Origin of the sequence: Tropicimonas marinistellae (genome assembly GCF_001509585.1) — a bacterium.
Taxonomy (GTDB): Bacteria; Pseudomonadota; Alphaproteobacteria; order Rhodobacterales; family Rhodobacteraceae; genus Tropicimonas; species Tropicimonas marinistellae.
The window spans coordinates 1-22,604 of sequence record NZ_LNCI01000016.1; the positions used below are offsets into that span (position 1 = coordinate 1).

The 22,604-nt window shown below is 62.6% G+C and carries 18 protein-coding genes; 8 read left to right on the forward strand and 10 right to left on the reverse strand.

Features of this window, described 5'->3' with window-relative positions; all coding sequences use genetic code 11:
- Positions 1-186: 186 nt before the first annotated feature.
- On the reverse strand, positions 187-963 hold the full coding sequence (locus tag ARC39_RS23615; RefSeq protein ID WP_368085989.1) for a hypothetical protein: 777 nt from the start codon (positions 961-963) through the stop codon (positions 187-189).
- Positions 964-1,426: 463 nt separating this feature from the next.
- On the opposite strand from ARC39_RS23615, the gene ARC39_RS23620 reads away from it, so the two are divergent.
- The 8 genes from ARC39_RS23620 to ARC39_RS23655 all read left to right on the forward strand — a co-directional run bounded on the left by ARC39_RS23620 (position 1,427) and on the right by ARC39_RS23655 (position 11,540).
- The gene (locus ARC39_RS23620) at positions 1,427-2,674 is read left to right on the forward strand and encodes an AAA family ATPase (RefSeq protein WP_068118879.1); all 1,248 of its coding nucleotides are present in this window, start codon (positions 1,427-1,429) and stop codon (positions 2,672-2,674) included.
- Between the two features lie 251 nt (positions 2,675-2,925).
- Positions 2,926-3,756 carry a ParB N-terminal domain-containing protein gene (locus tag ARC39_RS23625; RefSeq protein ID WP_368085990.1) on the forward strand — a complete coding sequence of 277 codons (831 nt, stop codon included), beginning with the start codon at positions 2,926-2,928 and terminating at the stop codon, positions 3,754-3,756.
- An 838-nt stretch (positions 3,757-4,594) separates the two neighbouring features.
- Positions 4,595-5,845, forward strand: coding sequence for a sarcosine oxidase subunit beta family protein (locus ARC39_RS23630; protein WP_068118822.1), 1,251 nt, complete (start codon positions 4,595-4,597; stop codon positions 5,843-5,845).
- Between the two features lie 13 nt (positions 5,846-5,858).
- Positions 5,859-6,146: a sarcosine oxidase subunit delta gene (locus ARC39_RS23635; protein WP_068118827.1), complete on the forward strand. Its 288-nt coding sequence runs from the start codon at positions 5,859-5,861 to the stop codon at positions 6,144-6,146.
- The gene (locus ARC39_RS23640; RefSeq protein WP_068118831.1) at positions 6,143-9,091 is read left to right on the forward strand and encodes a sarcosine oxidase subunit alpha family protein; all 2,949 of its coding nucleotides are present in this window, start codon (positions 6,143-6,145) and stop codon (positions 9,089-9,091) included. Before ARC39_RS23635 ends, ARC39_RS23640 begins: the two co-directional genes overlap by 4 nt.
- Complete coding sequence (locus ARC39_RS23645) at positions 9,084-9,662, forward strand: sarcosine oxidase subunit gamma (protein ID WP_068118835.1); 579 nt, start codon at positions 9,084-9,086, stop codon at positions 9,660-9,662. The genes ARC39_RS23640 and ARC39_RS23645 overlap by 8 nt, the downstream gene beginning before the upstream one ends.
- Positions 9,663-9,828: 166 nt before the next feature.
- The gene (gene nagB / locus ARC39_RS23650) at positions 9,829-10,635 is read left to right on the forward strand and encodes a glucosamine-6-phosphate deaminase (RefSeq protein WP_068118838.1); all 807 of its coding nucleotides are present in this window, start codon (positions 9,829-9,831) and stop codon (positions 10,633-10,635) included.
- A 59-nt stretch (positions 10,636-10,694) separates the two neighbouring features.
- The gene (locus ARC39_RS23655) at positions 10,695-11,540 is read left to right on the forward strand and encodes a DeoR/GlpR family DNA-binding transcription regulator (protein WP_068118840.1); all 846 of its coding nucleotides are present in this window, start codon (positions 10,695-10,697) and stop codon (positions 11,538-11,540) included.
- Positions 11,541-11,639: 99 nt separating this feature from the next.
- Here the strand turns inward: ARC39_RS23655 and ARC39_RS23660 are convergent, their stop codons facing one another.
- The 9 genes from ARC39_RS23660 to ARC39_RS23700 form a co-directional block, all read right to left on the reverse strand.
- Positions 11,640-12,737: an N-acetylglucosamine-6-phosphate deacetylase gene (locus tag ARC39_RS23660; RefSeq protein WP_068118842.1), complete on the reverse strand. Its 1,098-nt coding sequence runs from the start codon at positions 12,735-12,737 to the stop codon at positions 11,640-11,642.
- 81 nt (positions 12,738-12,818) lie between these two features.
- Positions 12,819-13,751: an ROK family protein gene (locus ARC39_RS23665; protein ID WP_068118845.1), complete on the reverse strand. Its 933-nt coding sequence runs from the start codon at positions 13,749-13,751 to the stop codon at positions 12,819-12,821.
- The gene (locus tag ARC39_RS23670) at positions 13,748-14,830 is read right to left on the reverse strand and encodes an AgaS family sugar isomerase (RefSeq protein WP_068118847.1); all 1,083 of its coding nucleotides are present in this window, start codon (positions 14,828-14,830) and stop codon (positions 13,748-13,750) included. Before ARC39_RS23670 ends, ARC39_RS23665 begins: the two co-directional genes overlap by 4 nt.
- A gap of 1 nt (position 14,831) precedes the next feature.
- Complete coding sequence (locus ARC39_RS23675; protein ID WP_068118849.1) at positions 14,832-16,268, reverse strand: M81 family metallopeptidase; 1,437 nt, start codon at positions 16,266-16,268, stop codon at positions 14,832-14,834.
- A gap of 9 nt (positions 16,269-16,277) precedes the next feature.
- Entirely contained in the window at positions 16,278-18,185 is a 1,908-nt protein-coding gene (locus ARC39_RS23680) for a beta-N-acetylhexosaminidase (RefSeq protein WP_068118852.1), read from the reverse strand.
- A 223-nt stretch (positions 18,186-18,408) separates the two neighbouring features.
- A complete protein-coding gene (locus ARC39_RS23685) occupies positions 18,409-19,554 on the reverse strand; it encodes an ABC transporter ATP-binding protein (RefSeq protein ID WP_068118855.1) in 1,146 nt (381 codons plus the stop codon).
- Positions 19,555-19,623: 69 nt separating this feature from the next.
- Positions 19,624-20,838, reverse strand: coding sequence for an ABC transporter substrate-binding protein (locus tag ARC39_RS23690; protein WP_068118858.1), 1,215 nt, complete (start codon positions 20,836-20,838; stop codon positions 19,624-19,626).
- A gap of 29 nt (positions 20,839-20,867) precedes the next feature.
- Positions 20,868-21,710, reverse strand: a complete 843-nt coding sequence (locus ARC39_RS23695) for a carbohydrate ABC transporter permease (RefSeq protein WP_068118860.1) — start codon at positions 21,708-21,710, stop codon at positions 20,868-20,870.
- The gene (locus ARC39_RS23700; RefSeq protein ID WP_068118862.1) at positions 21,707-22,603 is read right to left on the reverse strand and encodes a carbohydrate ABC transporter permease; all 897 of its coding nucleotides are present in this window, start codon (positions 22,601-22,603) and stop codon (positions 21,707-21,709) included. The genes ARC39_RS23695 and ARC39_RS23700 overlap by 4 nt, the downstream gene beginning before the upstream one ends.
- Position 22,604 lies beyond the last annotated feature (1 nt).

The window sequence follows — 22,604 nt, forward strand, 5'->3', positions numbered from 1 at the left end:
TGCCCGCCTCAATTGCTACCGCGGCTCTCGTTCGCACGTTGCTCTCCCTGTCGCTTCCTTGGCATGGGCCGAATGGCTCTTCCGGTCACACGCCAATATGACTGGCACACTCGCGCCGGACAACGCCAACCTTCCGAACATCCCCCAACTGCATGCGTCTACGGTCGGAGCTAATAAGTAAATTTCTCAATCGTGTAGAACCTCTACGGCGCGAAGGGTTGGGTCAACACGTCGAGCCACCGTCAACAATCGCTCTGCCAGATGGGTTTGGACATAGCTTGCATGGAAGCGGCTAGGTGCATGAAGCTGTAACCGGTCGCCAGCCCTACCCTTTCGCGTCAGCGCCGCGAACCATGCAGCGTGAAGGCTCGCATCTTCGGAAAAGAGAAGACCGGAACAGATTGCCCATTCATCGCCCGTCGATACGTCGGGCGGTTGAGGGCGGGTGTTCCCGGGAAATGCCACAACCGTGCCGTCCCCTGCCCTGTTGCCAGCTTGCTGATTGCCCTCGGACATCCTCTCTACGAAATCCTCGCCGACATTGCTCCAGGCTGGCGCGGTATCCTCCAGTATCTGCGCTAGGCACAGGCGGTAGGCCGTTATGCGGCCGCGAACACCGGGCCGCTTGATTTCGATCCACCCGTGCTCCTTGAGCCGTGCCATTTCGCGCTTCACCGTACGTTCGTCCACGCACCACAGCCGCGCCATTTCCCGGCGTCCGACGACAAGTTCCTCGTTGCGCCAATTGTACCTGGCTGTGATGAGGGTCATGAGCCGCAAGCAACGCTTGTGCATCGACTTGTCGGCGCCGGCTACTGCGAGGGCGTGAGCGCCAAGAGCGGTCAGCACGTCGTATTTCATCGCCGGCGCATTGCGCCCAACGGGTTTTGTCCGGATCATCTGCCCGACCCTTGCCGTGTTGCCGGTTACCCGGTTGTCTGCCTCTGCGGCAACGCCGCTCATGGTCTGTCATCGGGTCGCAACCCAACGCTTTTCGCCAATTGACCGTAATTAGCGTCCCGAGCTCCGATTCTGTCAAGTTTTTTCGTGGACAGGCTATCAGCGGCGAAAAACTGAGATAATGGAATCTGGTTTCCTTGGTATAGGGGGACACTCAAGCTGTCCCCTCAATTGCTGATTTTGTCCCCCTATATCCGGTGAGGTCAATGACCGTGTCCCCCAAATTGTCGCGCAAGCCCACAGTTTGTTGAGTTGTGTGGTGGGATGAGCCGCGAATCGAGAATCGGCCCGTTTCTTCTGAGCTTGGGAGGCTGAGGTACCGGCGTCGATCCTACAATAATTACTTTTGCAAAAACGCGCAAATCAGCGTAAATCCGATTTGAGGCGGAAACAACGTCCACCAACGAGGCGTGCAGTGACATACACACATGAAGACCTGAGCCGGTTACAGGCCAACTCGCTCAAGATGCAAAGCTGGATTCGGCGACAAACCTACTCACCTGAACTGGAAAAAACGCTCCGCCGTTTCTCGAGTTGGGAGGTTTCGGAACTCATCTTGAAGGTGAACCAATCGACTTTTCGTGGGCGCCTTGCGGCCGATCCCTCGCTGCCGGCTGGCGAGGTCGAGGGCGACGGGCGCCAACGCTGGTACACGCTTGATGAGATCAACGAGATGCGTCGGCGTGTGAAGATCAACAGGCGTTCGCTCCTTCCGGCGCGGCCCGCAGGCAAACGGGCCTTTCGGGCTGCCATAGCCAACTTTAAAGGGGGGGCCGGCAAGTCGACGGTCGCTTTGCACTTTGCTCATGCAGCTGCGCTCGACGGATACCGCGTTCTCGTGGTGGACTTCGATCCTCAGGCGACCTTGAGCCATTCCATGGGTCTATCGGACGTGGCGGAGGATTACACAGTCTGGGGGATTATGGCCCGCGACTTGGTCCGCGAGACGGACCGGATGAACGAGGCGTCCGTAGCGGCAGAGAGTGGCGCCGCCCTGCCCCGCCGGCATATTCCGTCGTCGATACGCGATATGGGTCTCGGCGATCTGCGATTGCCGGATTTCATTAAGTCGACTGCCTGGTCTTCCATCGATATCGTTCCCTCCTGTGCGAATGCCGCCTTTGTGGAGTTCGCCTCGGCACAGTACCGGCATCTCAATCCGGACTGGTCCTTCTTCGCCGCCGTCTCGCGGTTCCTCGATGGGTTGGCGCCGGATGCCTATGATCTGGTGATCTTCGATTGCCCTCCCGCCATCGGTTACCAGAGCATGAATGCTGTGTTCGCAGCCGACATGCTTTATATTCCTTCGGGGCCTGGCTACTGGGAATACGATTCCACCACGTCGTTCATCGGCCAGTTGGCCGAGGCGCTGGAAGATCTGTCGATGGGGTTCCCCGCGGGGAACCTCTCCCTGCCCAAGGTGTTTCAGGAGGTCCGCTTCCTGATGACGCGCTACGAGCCTGGGAACGATCTTCACCGGGCGATGTTCGACGCGTTCCGAAAGGTTTTCGAGGGGCATGTTGCGTCGCACCCGATCGAGATGACTCGCGCAGTGGAGCAATCCGGCCGCTTCCTCTCCAGCGTCTACGAGATCGATTACCGGGACATGACTCGCGAGACTTGGCGTCGTGCGCGGGCGACGTTCGACAAGGCCTATGAAGAGTTTCGCGACACGATACTAGAGGCGTGGGATCGACTGGAGGATGAAGCATGAGCAAGAAACGAAGGGTTTTCGACATCGACCTCCCAGAGGACCTCGATACCGCTCCCGCGCATGCAGATCCAATGCCCTCGTCGCGGCGGGGTCCGATGGCTTCTGCTGTCCGCGAAAATGCGGATGCCTTGTCGAACCGTGCCGAGTTGGAGGCCCGGATTCGTGCCGAAAACGACCGGTTGGCGCATGAGCACGTCCGGTTGAAAAAGGCCGGACTCATAACGGATCTGATCCCGACCGAAGCGATTTCGATGACCAAGCTGATCCGGGATCGGAATCTCAATGGCACCGATGATCTCAGCGAACTCAAGGGCTCGATCCAGGCGATCGGGTTGTCGAACCCGGTTCAAGTCGAGCAGATTGGTGACGGCGTCTACGAGTTGGTACAGGGGGTGCGGAGGCTGACGGCCTGGCGTGAGTTGTGGAATGAGACCGGTGACGAAGAGGCTTGGGCACGTATCCCGGCGACGATCATCGCGAGCGGTGAGAGCCTTGAGCGTCTTTACCGGCGAATGGTCGACGAAAATCTGGTGCGTAAGGACATCTCGTTTGGGGAGATGGCAATGCTGGCGAAAGAGTATGCCAGCGACCCGGATACAGGTTCAGGTGATGTCGATGCCGCCGTTCTGGAGCTATTTCGTTCTGCGGGGAAGCAAAAACGGAGCTACATCCGTGCCTTCGCGCAATTGCTGGACGTTATTGGTCCGCATATTCAATTTCCACAGGAGATTCCGCGGCAGCTTGGGTTGGACCTGCGCAAGGCAATAGATGCGCGCCCCGCGTTGGCGGAGCGGCTTGCTAAGGATCTCGGCGCACTTCCGTCGCCACGCAATGCAGAAGATGAGCGTGCAATTCTGGTCGAGATCGTGAGGCTTGGAGTTGTCACGGGCAGTGAAACGCAGCGGGCGAGGAAGCCGCGACCGGCCCGCACGACCTTCCGCCTCGAACGGCCCGGAGGCGCCGCGAAAGTAACGGCCTCACACGGTCGGTTGGAAGTGCGGCTGGACACTGATTTTTCGGCGAAGGATCGGCGGCGCATGGAGGATGCGTTGGCGATGTTCCTGCAACAACTGGACGAGTAGGTGGGTTCCCCGCGGGGAACCTCCTGCGTCGCGTTGCTCAATAGGCCGGGGGACTTTGTCGGGTTCGCCCGAAGCCGACCATGCCGCGGGAGGTAGGAGCTTCGCGCCGCTGCTTGCGCGTACCGAGAGCGCGCCCGGCGCGTGGATTTCCAGCTAACCCTCGCTGAATGTCCGTCGGCACCGATGTGATATGGAGAGCATATCGATCCATCTCGAAACCGTGCGGTCGACGGCCCCAGGACAATCCGGGCGGGCGTCGTTCAATCATGGCAACCGACAGGGCCAGTCCGCGTCAACTTGGCGTGCTGCAATCGGCGATGTCGTAGCCGCCTCGTTCCGGCGACGGGGCAGGGGAGACCATCCACGCATTCGGAACTAACGTACGAAGTGGTTCCAGTCAGTTGCATAGGCGATGAGGATGGTAGGTGCCAAGGTCCTTCTCTATCAAAGGCCTGTACTTGGGGTAGCATTTGGGCGACTATCGGGTACAAGTTGCAACGGCAAGCTGTGGCGCTTTCTATCTGAATTCAGAGCCGAAAGCGCCGCCGCTCTTGGTCCCGAAGTCGAAATTCCAAAAGGTGTGGAAGGGGCTTATAGGTATCTTGAAGGAGAATACTCGAAGCAATTGAAATAAAAAAATAATATCACTTCCTCAACTTCCCTGCTTACCCGCAGGAGTGCAGTCGCCTTGCAGCCCGGCGGAACCCGGCAGGCCGCAGCGACCATGGGAAGAACTCGTGGGCTTACGGTTAGAAGGGATAAGAAAATGACGGTATTGGCAAAGTTCGATCCAGCTTCTGCACCTAGGGTTAGCGTGTAACAAGGTGGAGCGACGCACTTGCGCTATTCCGGGCTGAGATTGATCAAGGAGGCATTGACCGGCAACAAAGGATGGGTCCCCGCGTGGAGAGATGCAGCGCCGCAGCAATCTTATGACTTCGTGATCGTTGGCGGCGGCGGGCACGGTCTGGCAACGGCGCACTACCTGGCAAAGGTCTATGGCAGATCCCGCATCGCGGTTCTGGAGAAGGGGTACATCGGCGGCGGAAACGTCGGGCGCAACACGACCATCATCCGCTCGAATTACCTGCTTCCCGGCAATGAACGTTTCTACGAGTTTTCCATGAAGCTCTGGGAGGGTTTGGAGCAGGACCTTAACTACAACGCGATGGTCAGCCAGCGGGGGATCATGAACCTGTTCCACTCCGATGGGCAACGCGACGCCTACCGGCGGCGAGGCAATTCAATGATCCTGCATGGTGCGGGGGCCGAGTTGCTGGATCGAGACGCCGTGCGGCGTGAAGCACCATTTCTCGATTTCGACAACGCTCGTTTTCCGATCAAGGGTGCGTTGATGCAGCGGCGCGGCGGGACCGCGCGGCACGATGCGGTGGCCTGGGGGTACGCGCGGGCCGCCGATAGCCGTGGTGTGGACATCATCCAGAACTGCGAGGTCACGGGATTCCGTATCGAGCAGGGCGTGATCCGCGGCGTGGAAACGACGCGCGGCTATATCGGCGCGCAGACAGTGGGTGTGGCCGTAGCCGGCGCGTCGAGCAAGGTCATGGCGGCGGCCGGAATGCGCTTGCCAATCGAGAGTCACGTGTTGCAGGCCTTCGTAACCGAAGGTCTGAAACCAGTGCTGCCGGGGGTAATCACCTTCGGTGCCCAGCATTTCTACATCAGCCAGTCGGATAAGGGCGGGCTCGTGTTCGGCGGCGATATCGACGGTTACAATTCCTATGCGGCGCGGGGCAACCTGCCGGTGATCGAGACGGTCTGCGAAGGCGGCATGGCGATGTTGCCGATGATCGGGCGCGCGCGGGTGCTGCGCATCTGGGGCGGGATAATGGACATTTCGATGGATGGACCGCCATTCATCGACCGCACCCACATCGACGGGCTCTATTTCAACGGCGGCTGGTGCTACGGCGGTTTCAAGGCGACGCCAGCCTCCGGTTATGCCTTCGCGCACCTGCTGGCAACCGGGCAGCCGCACGAGACCGCGACCGCCTTCCGACTGGACCGTTTCCGTACCGGCCAGGCCATCGACGAGGCGGGCGCCGGCCCGCAGCCGAACCTGCAATGACGGAGGCCGCACCATGCTGATCCCCCATCCGCTCCTTGGCCTGCGCGACGCGGCGGAATTTACCTATCTGGGCGATGCCGCGTTGATCGAGCGGCCCGACTGGCAGGGGGAGGGTGCCGATGAGGCATTCCACGACTACGTCTACCTGCGCGACAACCCGGCCGGAGCGCATCGGGAATTGTGGTTTCACGAGCACGGGGACCGGTCCTGGCTGGTGGTGACGCGGGATACGCGGACCCATGAGATCCTGAAGGTGGAATTGGCGAGCGACGTGGCATTTCGCCGGGAGGCCGGCGCATGAACCGGAGAGGGCAGGGGGGGCGGATCAACAGGGGCCAGCCGCTGCGGTTCACCTTCGATGGTCGCAGCTATCAGGGATACGACGGCGACACGCTGGCTTCCGCGCTGTTGGCCAACGGGGTGCGCCTGATGGGGCGCAGTTTCAAGTACCACAGGCCGCGCGGCGTGATTACAGCAGGCTCCGAGGAGCCGAACGCGCTGGTGGAGCTACGGCGCGGTGCCCGCCGGGAGCCGAATACCCGCGCCACGCAGGTCGAGCTGTTCGACGGGTTGGAGGCACGCTCGCAGAACCGGTTTCCCTCGCTTGCCTTCGATGCGCTCGGCGTGAATGACCGTCTGTCGAGCGTGCTTGGCGCCGGGTTCTACTACAAGACCTTCATGTGGCCTGCTGCCTTCTGGGAGACGGTCTACGAGCCGCTCATACGGCGCGCGGCGGGGCTTGGGCGGTTGGCTGAGGCGCCGGACCCGGATTGCTACGACAAGGGCACGCTCTTTTGCGATCTACTTGTGATCGGGGCCGGTCCGGCGGGGCTTGCGGCAGCATTGACGGCGGGGCGGGCCGGCGCGCGGGTGATCCTCGCCGACGAGGATTTCGAGATGGGCGGGCGGCTTCTGGCCGAGCGCCTGAGTCTGGGCGATGCACGGGCGGAGGAATGGCGCGCCGCGACGCTGGAGGAATTGCGCGGGCTGACCAATGTGCGGCTGAAGACGCGCACAACGGTGGTCGGCGCCTATGACAACGGAGTATACGGTGCGCTGGAACGCGTGACCGATCACCTTGCTGCACCGCATCCGGACTTGCCGCGACAAATCTTCTGGAAGATCCGGTCGAAACGCGCGCTGGTCTGTACGGGGGCCACCGAGCGGCCGATCGCCTTTGGGAACAACGACCGGCCGGGTGTTATGCTGGCCGGAGCGCTCCGGGCCTATGCAAATCGCTGGGCGGTGGCGGCGGACCGCACAGTCGCGGTGTTCACGAACAATGACGACGGGCACCGGACGGCGATGGACTTGATGGGGCAGGGGGCCGACGTCGGTGCGGTGGTGGATGTGCGGGAGGACGCGCCGCGGCTCGGAGACTACCCGCTCTTCGCGGGCGCGCAGGTCGTCGATACGGCGGGGCGCTTGGGGTTGAAGAGCATCACGCTACGGCGGGCCGACGGCAGCACCGAGGTGGTGCCCTGCGGCGCGCTCGGGGTCGCTGGAGGCTGGAACCCGGCATTGGCACTGACCTGTCACCAGGGCGGGCGCCCGGTGTGGCGCCCGGAGATCGCGACGTTTGTGCCGGGGGAGACCCTGCCGGAGAGGCAATTGGTTGCCGGGGCGGCGGCGGGTGTTTTCTCCACCCACGGGGCGGTGAGCACGGGCGTGGCGGCGACAGTGGCGGCGCTCGACGGGCTGGGCATCCGGACGACGCCGCCGGACCTGCCGCGCGCGGAGGACGCCCCGGTCAACATCCGCCCATTTTGGCACACCGGAGAGGGCAGGGGACGCAGCTGGCTCGATCTCCAGAACGACGTGACCGTGAAAGACGTGGCGCTTGCTCATCAGGAAGGGTTCCGCTCAGTCGAGCATCTGAAACGCTACACGACGCTGGGGATGGCGACCGACCAGGGGAAGCTGGCCAACCTGGGCGCGCTGGCGGTGATGGCGGAGTTGACCGGCAAGTCCATACCGGAGACCGGCACCACGACCTTTCGCCCGCCCTATACGCCGGTGCCCATCGCGGCCCTCGCAGGGCGGTCACGGGGGCGGGAATTTCGCCCCACGCGGTTGACGCCGGGCCACGACTGGGCCGAGGCGCAGGGCGCGGTTTTCGTCGAGGCGGGGCCGTGGCTGCGAGCGCAGTACTTCCCGCGTGAGGGCGAGACGCATTGGCGCCAGAGCGTCGACCGGGAGGCACTGGCGGTGCGCAGCTCGGTGGGCATCTGCGATGTGTCGACGTTGGGCAAGGTGGACGTGCAGGGCAGGGGGGCAGCGGAGTACCTGGACCTGCTCTATGCCAACGGCATGGAACGTTTGCCGGTCGGCAAGTGCCGTTATGGCCTGATGCTGCGCGAGGACGGGATCGTGCTGGACGACGGCACGGTCGCCCGGTTGGCGGAGGCCCATTTCGTGGTCACCACCACGACGGCCAATGCGGCGTGTGTCTACCGGCATATGGAATTCGTCCGGCAATGCCTGCGCCCGGACCTCGACGTACAGCTCATGCCGGTCACCGACGCCTGGGCGCAGGTGGCCGTGGCCGGGCCGAACGCGCGGAAACTCCTGCAACGGATCGTTGATCCGGTGTTCGATATTTCGAACGACGCCTTCCCCTTTATGGCCTGCGCGGCGATCAGGGTTTGCGGCGGAACGCCAGCACGGCTTTTCCGGATCTCCTTTTCAGGCGAGTTGGCCTATGAAATCGCCGTTCCCGCCTGCTACGGCAACAGCCTGATGCAGGTGCTTATGGACGTGGGTACAGACTATGAGGTGACCCCTTACGGCACCGAGGCGCTCGGTGTTTTGCGCATCGAGAAAGGCCACGCAACGGCGAGCGAATTGAATGGCCAAACCTCGGCTACCCACCTTGGCATGGCACGCATGGTGTCAGCGAACAAGGATTGCATCGGCGGGGTTCTTAGCCGGCGTCCGGCACTCTCGGAGAAGGGCGGATTTCGATTAATCGGATTGGAGGCAATCGGGACGGCGGAACTGGCGGCCGGCAGCCATCTGTTCGAGGATGGTGCAGAAAAAACGCCGGCGCACGACGAAGGTTGGACAACATCGGCGTGCTATTCTCCGCATCTGGGCAAGTCCATTGCGCTTGGTTTTTTCGAGCGCGGGGATGTTCGATGGGGCGAAGTCGTCGAGGTGGCGAATCCAATCGAGGGCGCCAGCGTGCGCGCCAGGGTCGTTAGCCCGCATTTCATTGATCCCAAAGGGGAGCGTCTGCGTGGCTAAGTATCGTTTGACCCCATGGTCTCCATTCGGGCAGGACAGCGCTGCCGCCGAGATCGGGCCATTCGCCCTGATGAAGCCTGACCTGGCTTTGACTTCGGTTGCAGGGGTCAGCGGGACGGATGTCGAACAGCGGCTCGCCGATGTGCTCGGCGCGCGACCGCCCGGGCCTGGCGGGTTCGTCCAAACCGGGAACCTCGGGTGTTTCTGGATGGGTGCAAGATTGTGGATGGTCTTTGGCTCGCGCGGCACTTGCGACGATCTCACGGAGCGGCTCGAAACCGCTATGCAGGGAGCGGCCGCCGTCGTCGAGCAGAGCGATGGCTGGGTCGGACTTGACGTAACCGGGCAAGGTGTGTCGGGCGCGTTCGAGCGACTGGTTTGCTTTGACATTCATGAGATGCGAGCGGGCGAGGTGCAGCGGAGCGTGATTGAACATGTAGGCTGCATCGTTTTCTGCCTCGCGCCCGACCGGCACATGCGTGTTTTGGCACCGCGCTCCTACGCGCGTGCTTTGCGCAGGACTCTTGTGACGTGCCTCAAGGCGACATTGGCGTTGCACACCGACGAATGACCAATAGCCGAACGCAGCGCATGCCTCGGCCAGTACATCTCTCACTCGTGGTGCCGAAGACTCAGCCTGCTTCTTAGGCGCGCTGCTAGTTTTTCGCGCAAGTTAGTTTATCTTTACACAAATATTTTGGCGTGATTTATTAGTATTACAAAATATTTGGGATGATATGCGGACACTCGTTTTTCCTGATCGGGCAGGTGCCGTTGCGGCGGCTGCCTCGGCTGTTGTCGCGCAATTGCGGCAACAGCCTGAGTCGGTTCTCGGACTCGCGACCGGTGGTACGATGGAAGCACTCTACGAAGCTCTGATCGGAGCCTATCGGCGGGGGGAGGTGTCGTTCTGCGGTGCCCGCAGTTTCAATCTCGATGAGTACATCGGGCTCTCGCCAGAGCACCCGCAATCCTACGCCCACTACATGCAGCGGCGGTTCTTCCAACACGTGGACTTTCCGGCGGACGCCACGTATCTACCGGATGGGGCGAGCTCAGAGCCGGAAGCGGCTGCAGGCGCCTACGAGGCCGATATCTTGCGACTGGGGCCAATCGATCTACAACTTTTGGGTCTTGGTCGGAACGGCCACATAGGCTTCAACGAGCCGTCGAGTTCGCTAGCCTCGCGTACCAGAGCCACCCGCCTCACACCGTCCACTCTGACGGCAAACAGCCGGTTCTTTGCGCGCGGAGAGTCACAGCCGAGCCATGCGATAACCATGGGCATTGCCACCATATTGTCGGCTCGGGAGATCTTGCTTCTGGCCACGGGCGCGGAGAAGGCAGAAGCAGTGGCGCAATTGGTCGAAGGGCCGGTTAGTGCCTTCTGGCCTTGCACCGCATTGCAGATGCACCGCGACGTGACGGTGATCCTCGACGAACCGGCCGCGCGGGATCTGCGGATGGTCGATCACTACCGCCGGGATGACGGAATCGGTCAAGCCGATCCCGTTTCGATCGGGGTTGCCCAAACCGGGGCTTGAGTTGTTCTTGCCTGGTGTTTCATCTAGTCTGAACCGGACCCAGCGGAAGGATCGGCGGAATGACCGCGCAGGACATCGTTGCGACCAACCTCTTCGACGTGGTGCGGGACAGTCTGCCGACGCTTAGCCCGAAGATGAAGTCGATTGCGGAATATGCACTCGACCAGCCGCAGGATTTCATTCGCCGCACCAGCAAGGACCTGTGCCAGGTGTTGGAGACCAGCGAGCCGACGCTGATCCGTTTCTGCAAGACATACGGTAAATCCGGCCTTGCGGAGTTCCGGATCGATCTGGCGCTGTCGCTGGCGGCGGAGCGGCAGGATGGTTACCCTATCGAGCCGCAGCATGCCGACCGGCGCATGACAAATGCTGCCCGCAAAACGGCGATTGCGCGCGCGGCGCTGGAACTTGTGAAGGACGACAGCGCGCTGCTGATCGACAACGGGTCGACGGCGGAGAGCTTCGCCCGCGAATTGGGGGCACTGCCGCCGATCACTGTTCTGACAAGCGGTCTTCTGGTTGCGCAGGCGGCACTTTCTCATGACAAGCACAATGTGATTGTGACAGGCGGCACGGTGCGCCGTGCCTCCATGTGCATGACGGGGCGGTTGGTCGGCGAGGCGCTCAAGGGAATGCAGTTCGACACCTTCATGATGGGCGCTGACAGTATCTCCGCCGAGCGCGGGATTTCGACGGTGATGGAGGACGAGGCCGAGAACACGCGCATTCTTATGGCCGCCGCGCGCCGGAGCATCGTGCTTGCCGATGGATCGAAGTTCGACAAGCCGTCCTTGCACCGGATCTGTGCCGTGACCGACGTGGACATGGTGGTGACGGATCTCGCACCAGACGATCCGAACGTGGCGCAGATGCGCACGCTTGGGGTCAATCTTTATCTGGTTTGATTTCAGGCGCGACCCAGACAAGCGGGCCAGTGTAGTCTACCGCTGCTATCGAATTGTGCTCTACCGATAGAAAACCTGACGGCGTCGAGGCGCACGAGATCAGGGCAGGGCGATTGGCCGGAGATCCGTGTCCAGAGCGAGGCATTCCGCGCGTGCGCGCCCGGGTTCGAGGGCGGGCGGCGCAAGGCGCATGGCACGGTTGGGGACGTCGGTCGCCATGGCGATGGCTTCCTCTGCGCGCAGTCCGGCGTGAACCACGAGGTTGCGCAAGCTTGTCACCATGTCGATGTGCGCACCCGCAAGCGAGCCTTCAGCGTTCACCAGCACCCCCTCCCGGACGGTGATCCGTTCGCCGTAAAGGTCGAAATGGTCGGGTCCGCCGATGGTGGACATGGCGTCGGAGACGAGGAACATGCGGCCGGGCGCGGGACGGGCGCGGCAGGCCAGGGCAACCATGTCCCAATGCACATGATGGCCGTCGGCGATGATACCGGCATAGGCCTCGGAGTTGATCGCTGCGGCGATAACGCCCGGTGCACGCGACTGCATCTGTGGCATGGCGTTGTAAAGATGGGTGAAGCAACGAAGCCCGGCATCTATGCCAGCGCGCGCCTCCTCAACCGTCGCCTGTGTGTGCCCTCCGGAGACGACAACGCCTAGGTCGGCAATGGTACGGATCGTCTCGGCGGGCACCTGTTCCGGTGCCAGTGTGAGCATGACAGGGATGCCTGCGTCGCGGAGCCTTGCAAGCAGGACCATCGCTTCCGGATCGAAGGGACGGATCTGCGAAACGTCATGCGTGCCTTTGCGAACCGGGTTGATGTAGGGGCCTTCGAGGTGCAGGCCGAGCAACCCCGGCAGGCCCCAGGCGGCAATGGTCGCATCGGTTGCCTGGCGCATCTGCGCGAGCGTTGTGGTGATGAGTGTCGGCATCACCCAGCCGGTGCCGCGCATCCGCTGGGTTGCGACGATCGTCTCGATCGCCTGTGGCGAAGGGTCGGAGTTGAGCATCACCCCGCCTGAGCCGTTGACCTGGAGATCGGTGCAGGCCGGCATGAGGATATGCGGTCTGAGCGCGACAGTCTCGCCGCTTTCCGCCGGTCGTAGCGCCGCGATTCCATGATCACCCAATTCCACCGCCCAGCCTGATTGCAGACGGCCGTCGCGCCAGAGCAGGTCGGGAACGATCACGGTCATAGTTTCATCTCCGATAGTGCGAGCAGACGCCGTCCCGCCGCGCCGGTATTCTGGATAAGCCATTCCCTCGGACCGAGGGGATCATCGCACTGATTTCAGCGCCATGAGACCCATACCGCGTGCGCCGCTGCTGTCCCCATGTTGCGCGATTCGCAGGGCAGGGGGCTTGAGTGTGCCAAGCTGGCGACTTGCGAGCGCGGTGTCGAGACGCTCCAGAAGTCCCGGAATCTGCGACGCACCGCCGCCAAGCACGATACAATCGGCGTCGAGTGTGAGTTGCAGCGTCAGCAGGCACTCGGCGGCCAGGTCGATCCAGGCGTCGTATATCAGCTGCGCATCGGCATCCCCCGTAGTGGCGCGGGAAACGGTCTCCCGTCCATCCAGCCGGGTGCCGATGAGGAACTCGGAAAGCCGTTCGAAGCCCGACCCGGCCATGTAGCGTTCCATGCAGCCGGTATTGCCGCAGCCGCAGGGCCAGAGTGGCAGGCCGTATTTTTCCAGCACGCGTGCGGGCATACCAACGTGACCGATTTCCAATACCAATCCGGACAGCCGCTCGGGAATCCGACCGTTGAAGCAAAGCCCGGCGCCGACGCCGGTGCCGAGCACCAGCCCGATCACCTGCTCGAACCCGTCGCCCGCGCCGCCGTTCGTCTCCGACAGGGCCAGCGCCATGCAGTCGTTGGCAATCGGGAAGTCGCGGCCGAATACCTCCGCGAGCGCGGCTCCCAAGCGGCGGCCCGAGACGGGGACGTTGGAGGCGAAACACTCGCCCGTCGCCTTGTCGATGAGTCCCGGAATGCCGATGCCGACGGGCAGGCCGGGATTTCCGGCGCTGTCCATTAGCCAGGAGATCTGTTCCGAAAGTCCCGCCACGAAACTGTCGAAATCCGATATCGGCGTCGGTCGGCGGCGAAGTTCCAGCGTTTCCATGCCGGGGCCGAAGAGCCGGGCTTCGATTTTCGTGCCGCCGAGGTCGATGGCACCGCAGAGAGGGACAGGGCGTGCGGTCATTGCGCCTCATATTCGTAGAGAGTGACGCCCGTGACAACGCGCGAAAGGCTGTCCTGCCCTGCAAAGGGGTTGTCGATGGGCAGGCCAAGTTCGGCAGACCACATGACCGCCCGTACCTGCGCGGCGAGAACATAGAGCACAGCGTCCCAACGGGCGTCCCCGGTCAGGGGCAGGACCATGTCGCAGCCATCGTCGCCGATGGTCTCCACCACCGCATCAGGATATTGCCGCCGGATCTCCTCGGCGACATCGCGATCGTAACGCGCGGTATGGGCGTCCGGATGGACCATCACGGAGACGTGCGTGTCCGGCCCGATGGCGGCCTTCGGCCCGTGCCGGAACCCGAGAGTGGAATCCCATTGGCACATGGTTTGGCCTGCGGTCAGTTCCAGTGTCTTCAGTGCGCTTTCACGGGCGATGCCCTTGAGCGGGCCCGAACCGAGGAAGATCGCCCGTGCTGGGCGGGGCGTTGGCAGGTTGGCCAGTGCGGGCAGGATGTCGTCGGCGGCATTAGCCAGCCGTGTGATCCGCCCAATGACTTGGCCGCCATCCAGCACCGCCAGCGCAGAGAGCAGCATCGTGGTGAAGCTCGACGTCATTGCGAAGCCGGAATCGTGGGTCGCTTCCGGCAGGGCCAGCACTTTGCGCAGCCCCGGCCCGGGGGCTGGCCGTTTGGCCAGCGCGCCATTCGGATTACAGGTGATATTGAGCTGGTGGACCTGCGGCGCGTGGGTGTCGAGCAGGTCCATCACGCCGACGCTCTCGGAACTGTCGCCGCTGCGGCCGAACTGGACGACCAGCAGATCGTCGGGCGGCGGTAGGAAATCCTGCGGCGCGGCAACGAGATCCGTCGTGGGTACCGAGCGCAGGGAGAGGCGCGGATGGGCCGTGGCCGCCAGCGCATCGCCGATGAAAGCGGAGGTGCCGGCGCCGCAGAACCAGATGTGGCGGATACCGGTATCGACGATCCAGCCGGCGAGTTCCGCCGCCTGCGCCTCCAGCGGCGACGCCCAGTCGCGCCAGATCGCGGGCTGGGCATTGATCTCGGCCCAGGTGTTGCAATCGCTGTGGAACGGCATGTCAGGTCTCCTTGAACGCAGCGGCACGGGCGGACAGGCGCGGCGCGGGCGCCCAGTCGAAATCGGTCTGGAAGGGATAGCTCGGGTGCGGTCGCTTGACGTTGGCGAGCGCGGGGATGTGCTGGTTCACTGCCCCGTCGGTGAGCGCCATGAGGGCAGGGGAGGCCAGCGGCGCGAGTTCCGGCGAGAGATAGCCGGATTTGACGACGATGAGCCGTTCGTTCGCGGGTTCGATGCCGAACTTCCGGAAGTCTTCGAGGTTGTGAAAAGGCCGGCGGTGTTCGGTGAGGATCAAGCGGAGCCCGTCTGTATCGACGAGGACCTCGCGTTTTCCGTCAGGTCCCAGCACCTTCAGCACGCGGACGGTTGCCGCGACGGTCGGGCCATCGGAGCCATATCCATTGCCGATGACGAGAGGCACAGTCGCGCCTTCGCCGGCTTCCGCGGCTGGGCGCGCGGCGGACGGGGCGGCGATGCCGGCGAAGACCGCGCCGCGCATGCCGCGCGCGCGCACCGCCGCCAGTACGTCGGCTCTGTCACCTACCCCGCCGCCGGTGGGGTTGTCGCCGCTGTCGGCGAGGATCACTGGCGTCGTTGGGGTGGCGTCGGCAAGGTCGAGGCAGGTGTCCAGCCCGTCGGTGGTCACGCCAAAGGCGAAGTCGGTGCGGGCTGCCCAATAGGCGGCACCCAGCCGTTCCGCCGTATTGAGGATTGCCTGCGGCTGGGTGCCGGTGACGACGGCCGCGGCGGTGGCGCGCGGCGTGTCGGCCCAGACGTAGCCCACCATGATATTGGCATCGGAAACGCCCGGTTGCGCGTCTTCCTGCGAGAGCAGGGCATAGAGCTCCCGCGCCGGGCTATCCTCGGTTGACGATCGCTCGCCGGGCATCAGGGCCGGCACCGGGCACCAGCCGACCATCGGGCGCGGGCCGCCGCGCAGGTGGTCGGCGAGCAAGCTGAGCGCACGATTTCGGGTTTCAATGACGTCGACATGCGGCGCTGTGCGAAAGGCGGCGAAAGCGTCGATGCAGTCCACGATCCGTTGTGTGACGTTGCCATGCAGATCGTAGGAAACGGATATTGGGACACCGGGCCCGACCAGGTCTCGCACTGCGCTGATCCAGTCGCCCTCCGCATCCTCCATCCCGACCACGTGCATTGCGCCGTGCATCACCAGCAGTACCCCGTCAACCGGCATGGCCGCCCGAAGCCGCGCGAGGAAATCGGCGTGGAAGGTGGCGTAGGTTTCGGCCGCGACTGGCCCGCCAGGGACTGAGCTGGCGTAAAAGAGCGGCGCAAACTCTACATCGGGATACATCGCAAGGCCGAGGCTTTGCGGTAGGGTCGACCCGTCGATTACTGTGAAGTCCTCGTACCCCTGCACATGCGGCGAGTATGTGGAGCATTCGGTATGGATGCCGCCGACGGCGATACGCATGACAGGCCTCTAGAGTTCGGGCATGTGGTGGCAGATCGCGGCGAAGCGCTGCCAGTCGCGGGTGGCCTGCGGCGTCCAGCCCGCCTCGGCCACGGCATAGAGGCGTGGATAGACCATGTGGTTGAAAATGCGCGGATTGAGGATGTACTCGCACCAAATACACGCTTGCACCCCGGCCAGCGCGCCGCGCTCGTTTTCGTCCAGCCCACCCTCGGGATCGAACGAATAGGTGCCTTTGGGCGTTGAGGTGCCGGCCCAAGAGGCACCAGGTTCCTCCCATCCGTCGGCCTGTACCATATCCATGTAGTAGGCCTGACCCGGACTGGCGACGACCCGGTAGCCCATCTCGGCCAGACCGCGTACCAACTCTGGCCGTTGCCAGGCGACGAGTAGCGTTCCCTTCTGATCGACCCCTCCGCCATGGGAAACTTCATCCCAGCCGGCGAGTTCCTTGCCGTGACTCCGCAGGATCTGTTGAACGCGGCGCAGGAAGTAAGATTGCATCTCTGCCGTGCCGGAAAGCCCTTCGCTTTGTGCCAGCACCATTGCGCGGGGCGACTCTATCCACGCCCCGTCGGGGACTTCGTCGGCGCCCACATGGACCCAAGAGGCGGGGAAGAGGTCAGCGACCTCGGCCATCACTTTGTCGATGAAGTCGTAGGTCTCGGGGATGCCGGGGTTCAGCGCATTGTTCGGGTAGCCCTGCACGGAACGGTAGCTATCCGCCTTCTCATCAGGATCGACCAGATGGGGCAGGGCGGTCAAAACGGCAGTGCAATGGCCGGGAATGTCGATTTCCGGGATAACGGCGACATGATGCAGGGCCGCATGGGCGACCAGTTCGCGGATCTGCGCCTTTGTGTAAAAGCCGCCGTAGGTTTGGGAGTTATACCCAAGTTGACCGACCAGCTCGCTGGAGGGGCCTCGAACCGCACCGGCCGCGGTCAGTTCCGGGAAGGCGTCAATCTCGATCCGCCAGCCCTCGTCGTCGGTGAGATGCCATTGGAAGGTGTTGAGCCGCGCCCAGGCCATCGTGTCGAGGAAACGCCTGACTTTTCCGAGGGACCAGAAATGGCGGGAGACATCGAGCATTGCGCCGCGATGGGCGAAGCGTGGGGCGTCGGCGATGCGACCCCGGGTCGGGAAGCGGAATGTTTCGGGTGCGGAAAGCGCGCCATGCGCCATCTGTGCAAGAGCAACGAGCCCGTAGAAGCGCCCCGCTTCGTCGCCGTAGGCCAGGGTGATCTCAGGCCCATCGAATTGCAGCGTGAATTCTTCCGGCGCAAGGATGGTGTTGGAGGCGAAGGCAAGCTGCGCCGCACCGTCCGATAGGGCCAGCGGGCAGGCATGGTCGGGGAAGAGGCGGCCATGCAGGGCGGCGACGGTGGCCAAGGCAGAGATGTTGTCAAGATCGCTGCCCGGCGCCGGGCAGATGCGTCCGTCGGGGCCGTACGCGTCGATGGCGATTTCGGCTGGCCAGGGTTGTAGCAGGATTGGCTGATCCAATTTGCCTTCTGGAACGCTCTTGCGGGATCCGGAGTCGTCGCCGCCGTCGCAGGCGAGATCGCCGACCTCAACCGGCAGCGCTTCTTCGCCGCGTAGTAGCACGGCAGAGATCGGTCCGTCCGTCCGGTGCTTCGGCACGTGGAGTTCCGTGCCCGTATAGGCGAATTCCCACGTGCCACTGGGCGGAACGCTCAACCCGTCCGGCATTGCCCACTCGTGGTAATTGGCAAAGCGTCGAACCAGATCGGCGCCGGACACGGTAGCATGGTCGCTGACGCGCGTCAGGGACGAGTACCCGAGCCGAGCACCCGTCAAAGGCTCGTGCGAGAGGTTGTGCAATGCGAAATCAAGGCGCGTATCCTCACGGGTTTTGGCGCCGTTGAAACGTGCTTCGAGGCGATATTGGCTCATGTGATGTTTCCTCTCACGACCAGCTCCCTTGCAAACTGGTGAAACGTGGAACCGTTAGTGAGTTATACTAACAAGTTGGTAGTAATGCTAACAATTATTACGCTAATAATTTTGCATTGCTATCAGTATTGGCTCAATTCACGCTGCATCAGAAAGACGGGTTGAATGTTCCTGCGGCGAGAGTGAGCGGGATCGTGCTATTGTAGGAATAGCGCCGGATCATCTACTGCGTGTGGTCCGGGCCGGTAGGCAGGACGGATGGAGGGGTATCAGCCATCGGTGCAGTCCTGGAAAAAGCAGCACCGGCACCGTCGAAGAGGTGACAATCGGCAGCATTGAAACCATGCCCGAGCGGTTTGCCTGTTTCCGCAGGTGCTGTCCCTTCCAGCACGGTGGTGAACGTGCCGTTGCCGTCTGGCAAAGTCGAATAGGTAACGGTGTGGATGCCGAGCCGTTCCACCACTGTTGGCGTGAACTCCAATACCAAGTCGCCCTCGTCAACATGGATGTGTTCGGGACGGATCCCAAGGGTTAGCGCCTGCCCTTCGAGACCAGGCCGAGCGGCGACAGGCACCCGAATCGACGCGCCATTCGAGAGCTGCACGGTCGCACCGGTCTCGTCGCTCTCAGTGCAGGTGGCGGGCAGAAAGTTCATCTTCGGATTCCCGATGAAGCCCGCGACGAAGGTGTTCTGCGGCCGGTGATACAGTTCGAGCGGACTGCCGACCTGACTTACGAAGCCGGCATCGAGTACCACGATCCGGTCGGCCATGGTCATGGCTTCTACCTGATCGTGTGTGACGTAGATCATGGTTGCTTCGAGTTCCCGGTGCAGCTTGGACAATTCAACACGCATCTCGGCGCGAAGCGCAGCATCGAGATTTGACAGCGGTTCGTCGAACAGGAAAACCTCGGGCTCGCGCACGATTGCGCGGCCGATGGCGACGCGCTGGCGCTGACCGCCCGAAAGCTGGCCGGGTTTGTGTGTGAGCCGTTCATGGAGTTTCAGGATGTCCGAGGCGCGCTTCACGCGCTTGTCCACCTCCGGCTGCGCGAGACGTTCGACGCGCAGCGGGAAAGCAATGTTCTCGTAGACCGACATGTGGGGGTAGAGGGCATAGGATTGGAACACCATCGATATGCCGCGCTTCACCGGAGCGAGGTCGTTCACGACTGTTCCATCGATCAGGATTTCGCCTTCGGAGATCTCTTCCAACCCTGCAATCATCCGGAGCAGGGTGGACTTGCCGCAGCCAGAGGGTCCGACGAACACGACGAATTCACCATTGGCGATGTCCAGCGAGACTCCCTTGATGACTTCGGTGTCACCGAAGCGCTTCTGAACATTGTCCATCCTGAGCTGGCCCATGGCGTCCTCTTATTATTCTTTGGAGGTGCAGGGGCGGGCAAGCCGCCCCCGCGGTCGTTGCGTGAGTGGTTATTCGCCGTTGAGGTCGCGCAGTTCCTCGGCCGCCGACGCTGCAGCTTCCTCGGGTTCGATCTCACCCAGGATCACGCCCTGGATCGCCTCGTTGATCACGTCCTGCATGGCGACGTATTCGAGCATCAAGGGCTCGGGGCCGCCGGTTGGGATCGCGGAGATGAAGTATTCCCAAGTCGGGTCCTCGGCTACGAGTTCCTCGGCCATCGCGGTGAGGCGGATCGGGGTCCAGCCACCGGTCTTGTCGATCACTTCCTGGTTCTCGACGGAGGTGAGGGTTTTGACCAGATCCGCGGCGGCATCCTCGACGCCGGAACCTGCAAAGACGACAAGGCTGTCCGTAATGAGCAGCGTGGAATGGTCGCCCGAGGGGCCGGCCGGAATCGGGCTGATACCGTAGTTGACATCGCCCACTCGGAAGCGGCCCCAGCCACCGTTTACCATCATTGCCACCTGGCTTTCGGCGAAGAGCGGTTCGACCTTGCCACGGTCATAGGCGATCGGGCCGTTCTGGACGTATGGCGTGAGGTCCTTGAAGAACTGCAGCGTCTCGATAACTTCGGGGCTGTCGAACACGACCTTGCCGTCGGCATCCAGCACCGCGCCACCGTTTGAATACATCCAGTTCAGGAAGTGGTGCATCGTGTTGTCGAACGACGCCGCCGGAAGGCCGTAGCCCTTGGCCTCGGTGCTCTCGGAAATCGCCTTGGCGGCGGTCAGCACGTCCTCGAAGGTCTGCGGCCCGTCTGGCATGTCGACACCGGCTTCGGCGAAGAGGTCCTTGTTCCAGAACAGCGCCTTGGTGGAGAAGGCGCGCGGGATACCCCAGACGTTGCCGTCAAAACGCACGGTGTTGAGGACGGCTTCGGAATAGGTGCCGGCTTCTTCGTCGGTGAGATCAAAGGGGCGGATCATTTCGCCGGCTGCAAGCTGCTTGAGCACGCGCGAACCCATGTAGGCGATGCCCGGCGGGTTCCCGGCGGCGGCGAGGGTTAGCGATTTCTCCTGGCACTGGCCCCAAGGGATGAACTCCACGTTCACCGTATAGTCGGGATTGGCGGCTTCCCAGGCGGCGATGTGCTCGGACTGGCTGGGCACGAACTCATCGTCGCCGCCGCCGCAGTTGATGAAGTAGATCTCTTCCGCCGCCTGGGCGCCGGCGGTAAGCGCCACAAAGGCGCAGCTTGCCAGAGCAAGGGTCTTCAGTTTCATGGTCGTACTCCCGGTTGGTTGTGGTTGGGTTATTCTTTCACCGCCCCGGCGGTCAGGCCGGCCACGATGTATCGTTGCAGGAAGACGTAGACGAGCAGGACGGGCAGGATCCCCACGAGGCTTGCCGCCATTAACTCGTTCCAGACGATCCGCTGCCGACCGAAGAACTGGTAGAGACCCATAGGCAGCGGGTGCAGGTCTGAGTTCGAGTTGAAGGTGAGCGCGAAAAGGAACTGCTGGGCATAGGCCGTGATGAAAGTGGTGATTGCCACCACCACGATGCCCGGCAATGCCACCGGCAGGATGACCCGCCAGAGCGTGTAGATCCGCCCGGCCCCGTCCACGTAGGCGGCTTCCTCCAACTCCTTGGGGATCCGCAGCAGGTAGGAGCGCATGAGGAAAATGCCGGTGGGCACCGTGAATGCAGCCCCGGGAATGATCATCGAGGCATAGCTGTTGAGCAGACCGAGGTTCAGCATCAGCTTGTATAGCGGGATGATGAGAACCGCCGCGCCGATCATGTTGATGGCGAGGAACCCGCCAAGGATCGGGTTGCGGAACCGGTATTCGAAGCGGGAGAAGGAATAGGCCGCTGGAATGATGCAGGCGAGCGCAAGTGCGGTGGCGCAGCAGGAGATGAAGAAGGAATTCAGGATATAGCGCCAGAGCTTCGGCACGTTCTCCCACATGGTGAAATAGGCCGCGAAGGACATGTCCTCGGTGAAGAACCGGTAGGGCACCCGGAACACTGCGTCGATGGGCCGGAGCGAGACCATGAAGGCTTCGATGAAGGGCGCGAGGACGAAGGTGAGGAAGACCAGAACGCCGGTATAGATCAGCAGCTTTTCCCACCAGGTGTACTTGTCGATCATTGGGGCTGTCCTCCGCGCCGGGTGAGCCGCATGAGCAGGCCGAGGTAGACGGCGGAGAATGCCGTCAGGAAGACAAGGATCATTACAGCTCTTGCGGCGCCCTCGCCGTAGCGGAAACGGGAGATTGCCGTCTTGTAGGTGTCGATGATCATTGTGGTGGTGGCCCCGCGTGGGCCGCCCTCGGTCAGAATCCAGATGATGTCGAAGGAATTGAAGGTCCAGATCGCCGACAGCAGCGCCATGGTGAAGATCGCGGGCGCGATGAGGGGCAGGGTAATGCGGCGGAACCGGTAGGCGCGCGAGGCGCCGTCGGTCCAGGCGGCCTCGTAGAGCTCCTTCGGCACCGATTGCATGGCGGCGAGCAGGTAGAGCGTGACCATCGGCACGCCGATCCAAACGTCCGTGACGATGGTGGCGATGAAGGCGCTTTGTCCGTAGGCCATGAATTCGAACGGCTCGCTCAGAAGGCCGATCCGTTGTGCGACGCCAGAGATCATTCCGAACTGGCCGTTGTACATCCAGGACCACATGAAGACGCCGATGGCGATAGGCACCACCCAAGGCGGCATGACGAGGATGCGGAACATCGCGCGGCCGGGCAGGGCGGCGTTGAGCAGCAACGCACCGCAGGTGCCCAGGATGATCTTCAGCGTCACCGAGAGCCCCATCCAGATGAAGGTGCGCAGGATGATCTCGCCGAAGTCATCCTGGAAGATTTCCACGTAATTGGCAAAACCGACGTAGTTCTCTGTCGGCTTCATGGCGGCGTCGGTCAACGAGAGCCGGAAGGTTTCGAACAGCGGCCAGGCGACGATTGTCAGCACCAGCGCGAAGGCCGGGGTCAGTAGCAGATAGGGGAACCAGTCAATTCCTCGTCCCGGTCTAGCCGCCATG

Bases quoted from the DNA above. Each gene is read 5' to 3' on its own strand.
- ARC39_RS23615 (WP_368085989.1), bottom strand. From the start codon at position 963: ATGAGCGGCGTTGCCGCAGAGGCAGACAACCGGGTAACCGGCAACACG.
- ARC39_RS23620 (WP_068118879.1), top strand. From the start codon at position 1,427: ATGCAAAGCTGGATTCGGCGACAAACCTACTCACCTGAACTGGAAAAA.
- ARC39_RS23625 (WP_368085990.1), top strand. From the start codon at position 2,926: ATGACCAAGCTGATCCGGGATCGGAATCTCAATGGCACCGATGATCTC.
- ARC39_RS23635 (WP_068118827.1), top strand. From the start codon at position 5,859: ATGCTGATCCCCCATCCGCTCCTTGGCCTGCGCGACGCGGCGGAATTT.
- ARC39_RS23640 (WP_068118831.1), top strand. From the start codon at position 6,143: ATGAACCGGAGAGGGCAGGGGGGGCGGATCAACAGGGGCCAGCCGCTG.
- nagB (WP_068118838.1), top strand. From the start codon at position 9,829: ATGCGGACACTCGTTTTTCCTGATCGGGCAGGTGCCGTTGCGGCGGCT.
- ARC39_RS23655 (WP_068118840.1), top strand. From the start codon at position 10,695: ATGACCGCGCAGGACATCGTTGCGACCAACCTCTTCGACGTGGTGCGG.
- ARC39_RS23660 (WP_068118842.1), bottom strand. From the start codon at position 12,737: ATGACCGTGATCGTTCCCGACCTGCTCTGGCGCGACGGCCGTCTGCAA.
- ARC39_RS23665 (WP_068118845.1), bottom strand. From the start codon at position 13,751: ATGACCGCACGCCCTGTCCCTCTCTGCGGTGCCATCGACCTCGGCGGC.
- ARC39_RS23670 (WP_068118847.1), bottom strand. From the start codon at position 14,830: ATGCCGTTCCACAGCGATTGCAACACCTGGGCCGAGATCAATGCCCAG.
- ARC39_RS23675 (WP_068118849.1), bottom strand. From the start codon at position 16,268: ATGCGTATCGCCGTCGGCGGCATCCATACCGAATGCTCCACATACTCG.
- ARC39_RS23680 (WP_068118852.1), bottom strand. From the start codon at position 18,185: ATGAGCCAATATCGCCTCGAAGCACGTTTCAACGGCGCCAAAACCCGT.
- ARC39_RS23685 (WP_068118855.1), bottom strand. From the start codon at position 19,554: ATGGGCCAGCTCAGGATGGACAATGTTCAGAAGCGCTTCGGTGACACC.
- ARC39_RS23690 (WP_068118858.1), bottom strand. From the start codon at position 20,838: ATGAAACTGAAGACCCTTGCTCTGGCAAGCTGCGCCTTTGTGGCGCTT.
- ARC39_RS23695 (WP_068118860.1), bottom strand. From the start codon at position 21,710: ATGATCGACAAGTACACCTGGTGGGAAAAGCTGCTGATCTATACCGGC.
- ARC39_RS23700 (WP_068118862.1), bottom strand. From the start codon at position 22,603: ATGGCGGCTAGACCGGGACGAGGAATTGACTGGTTCCCCTATCTGCTA.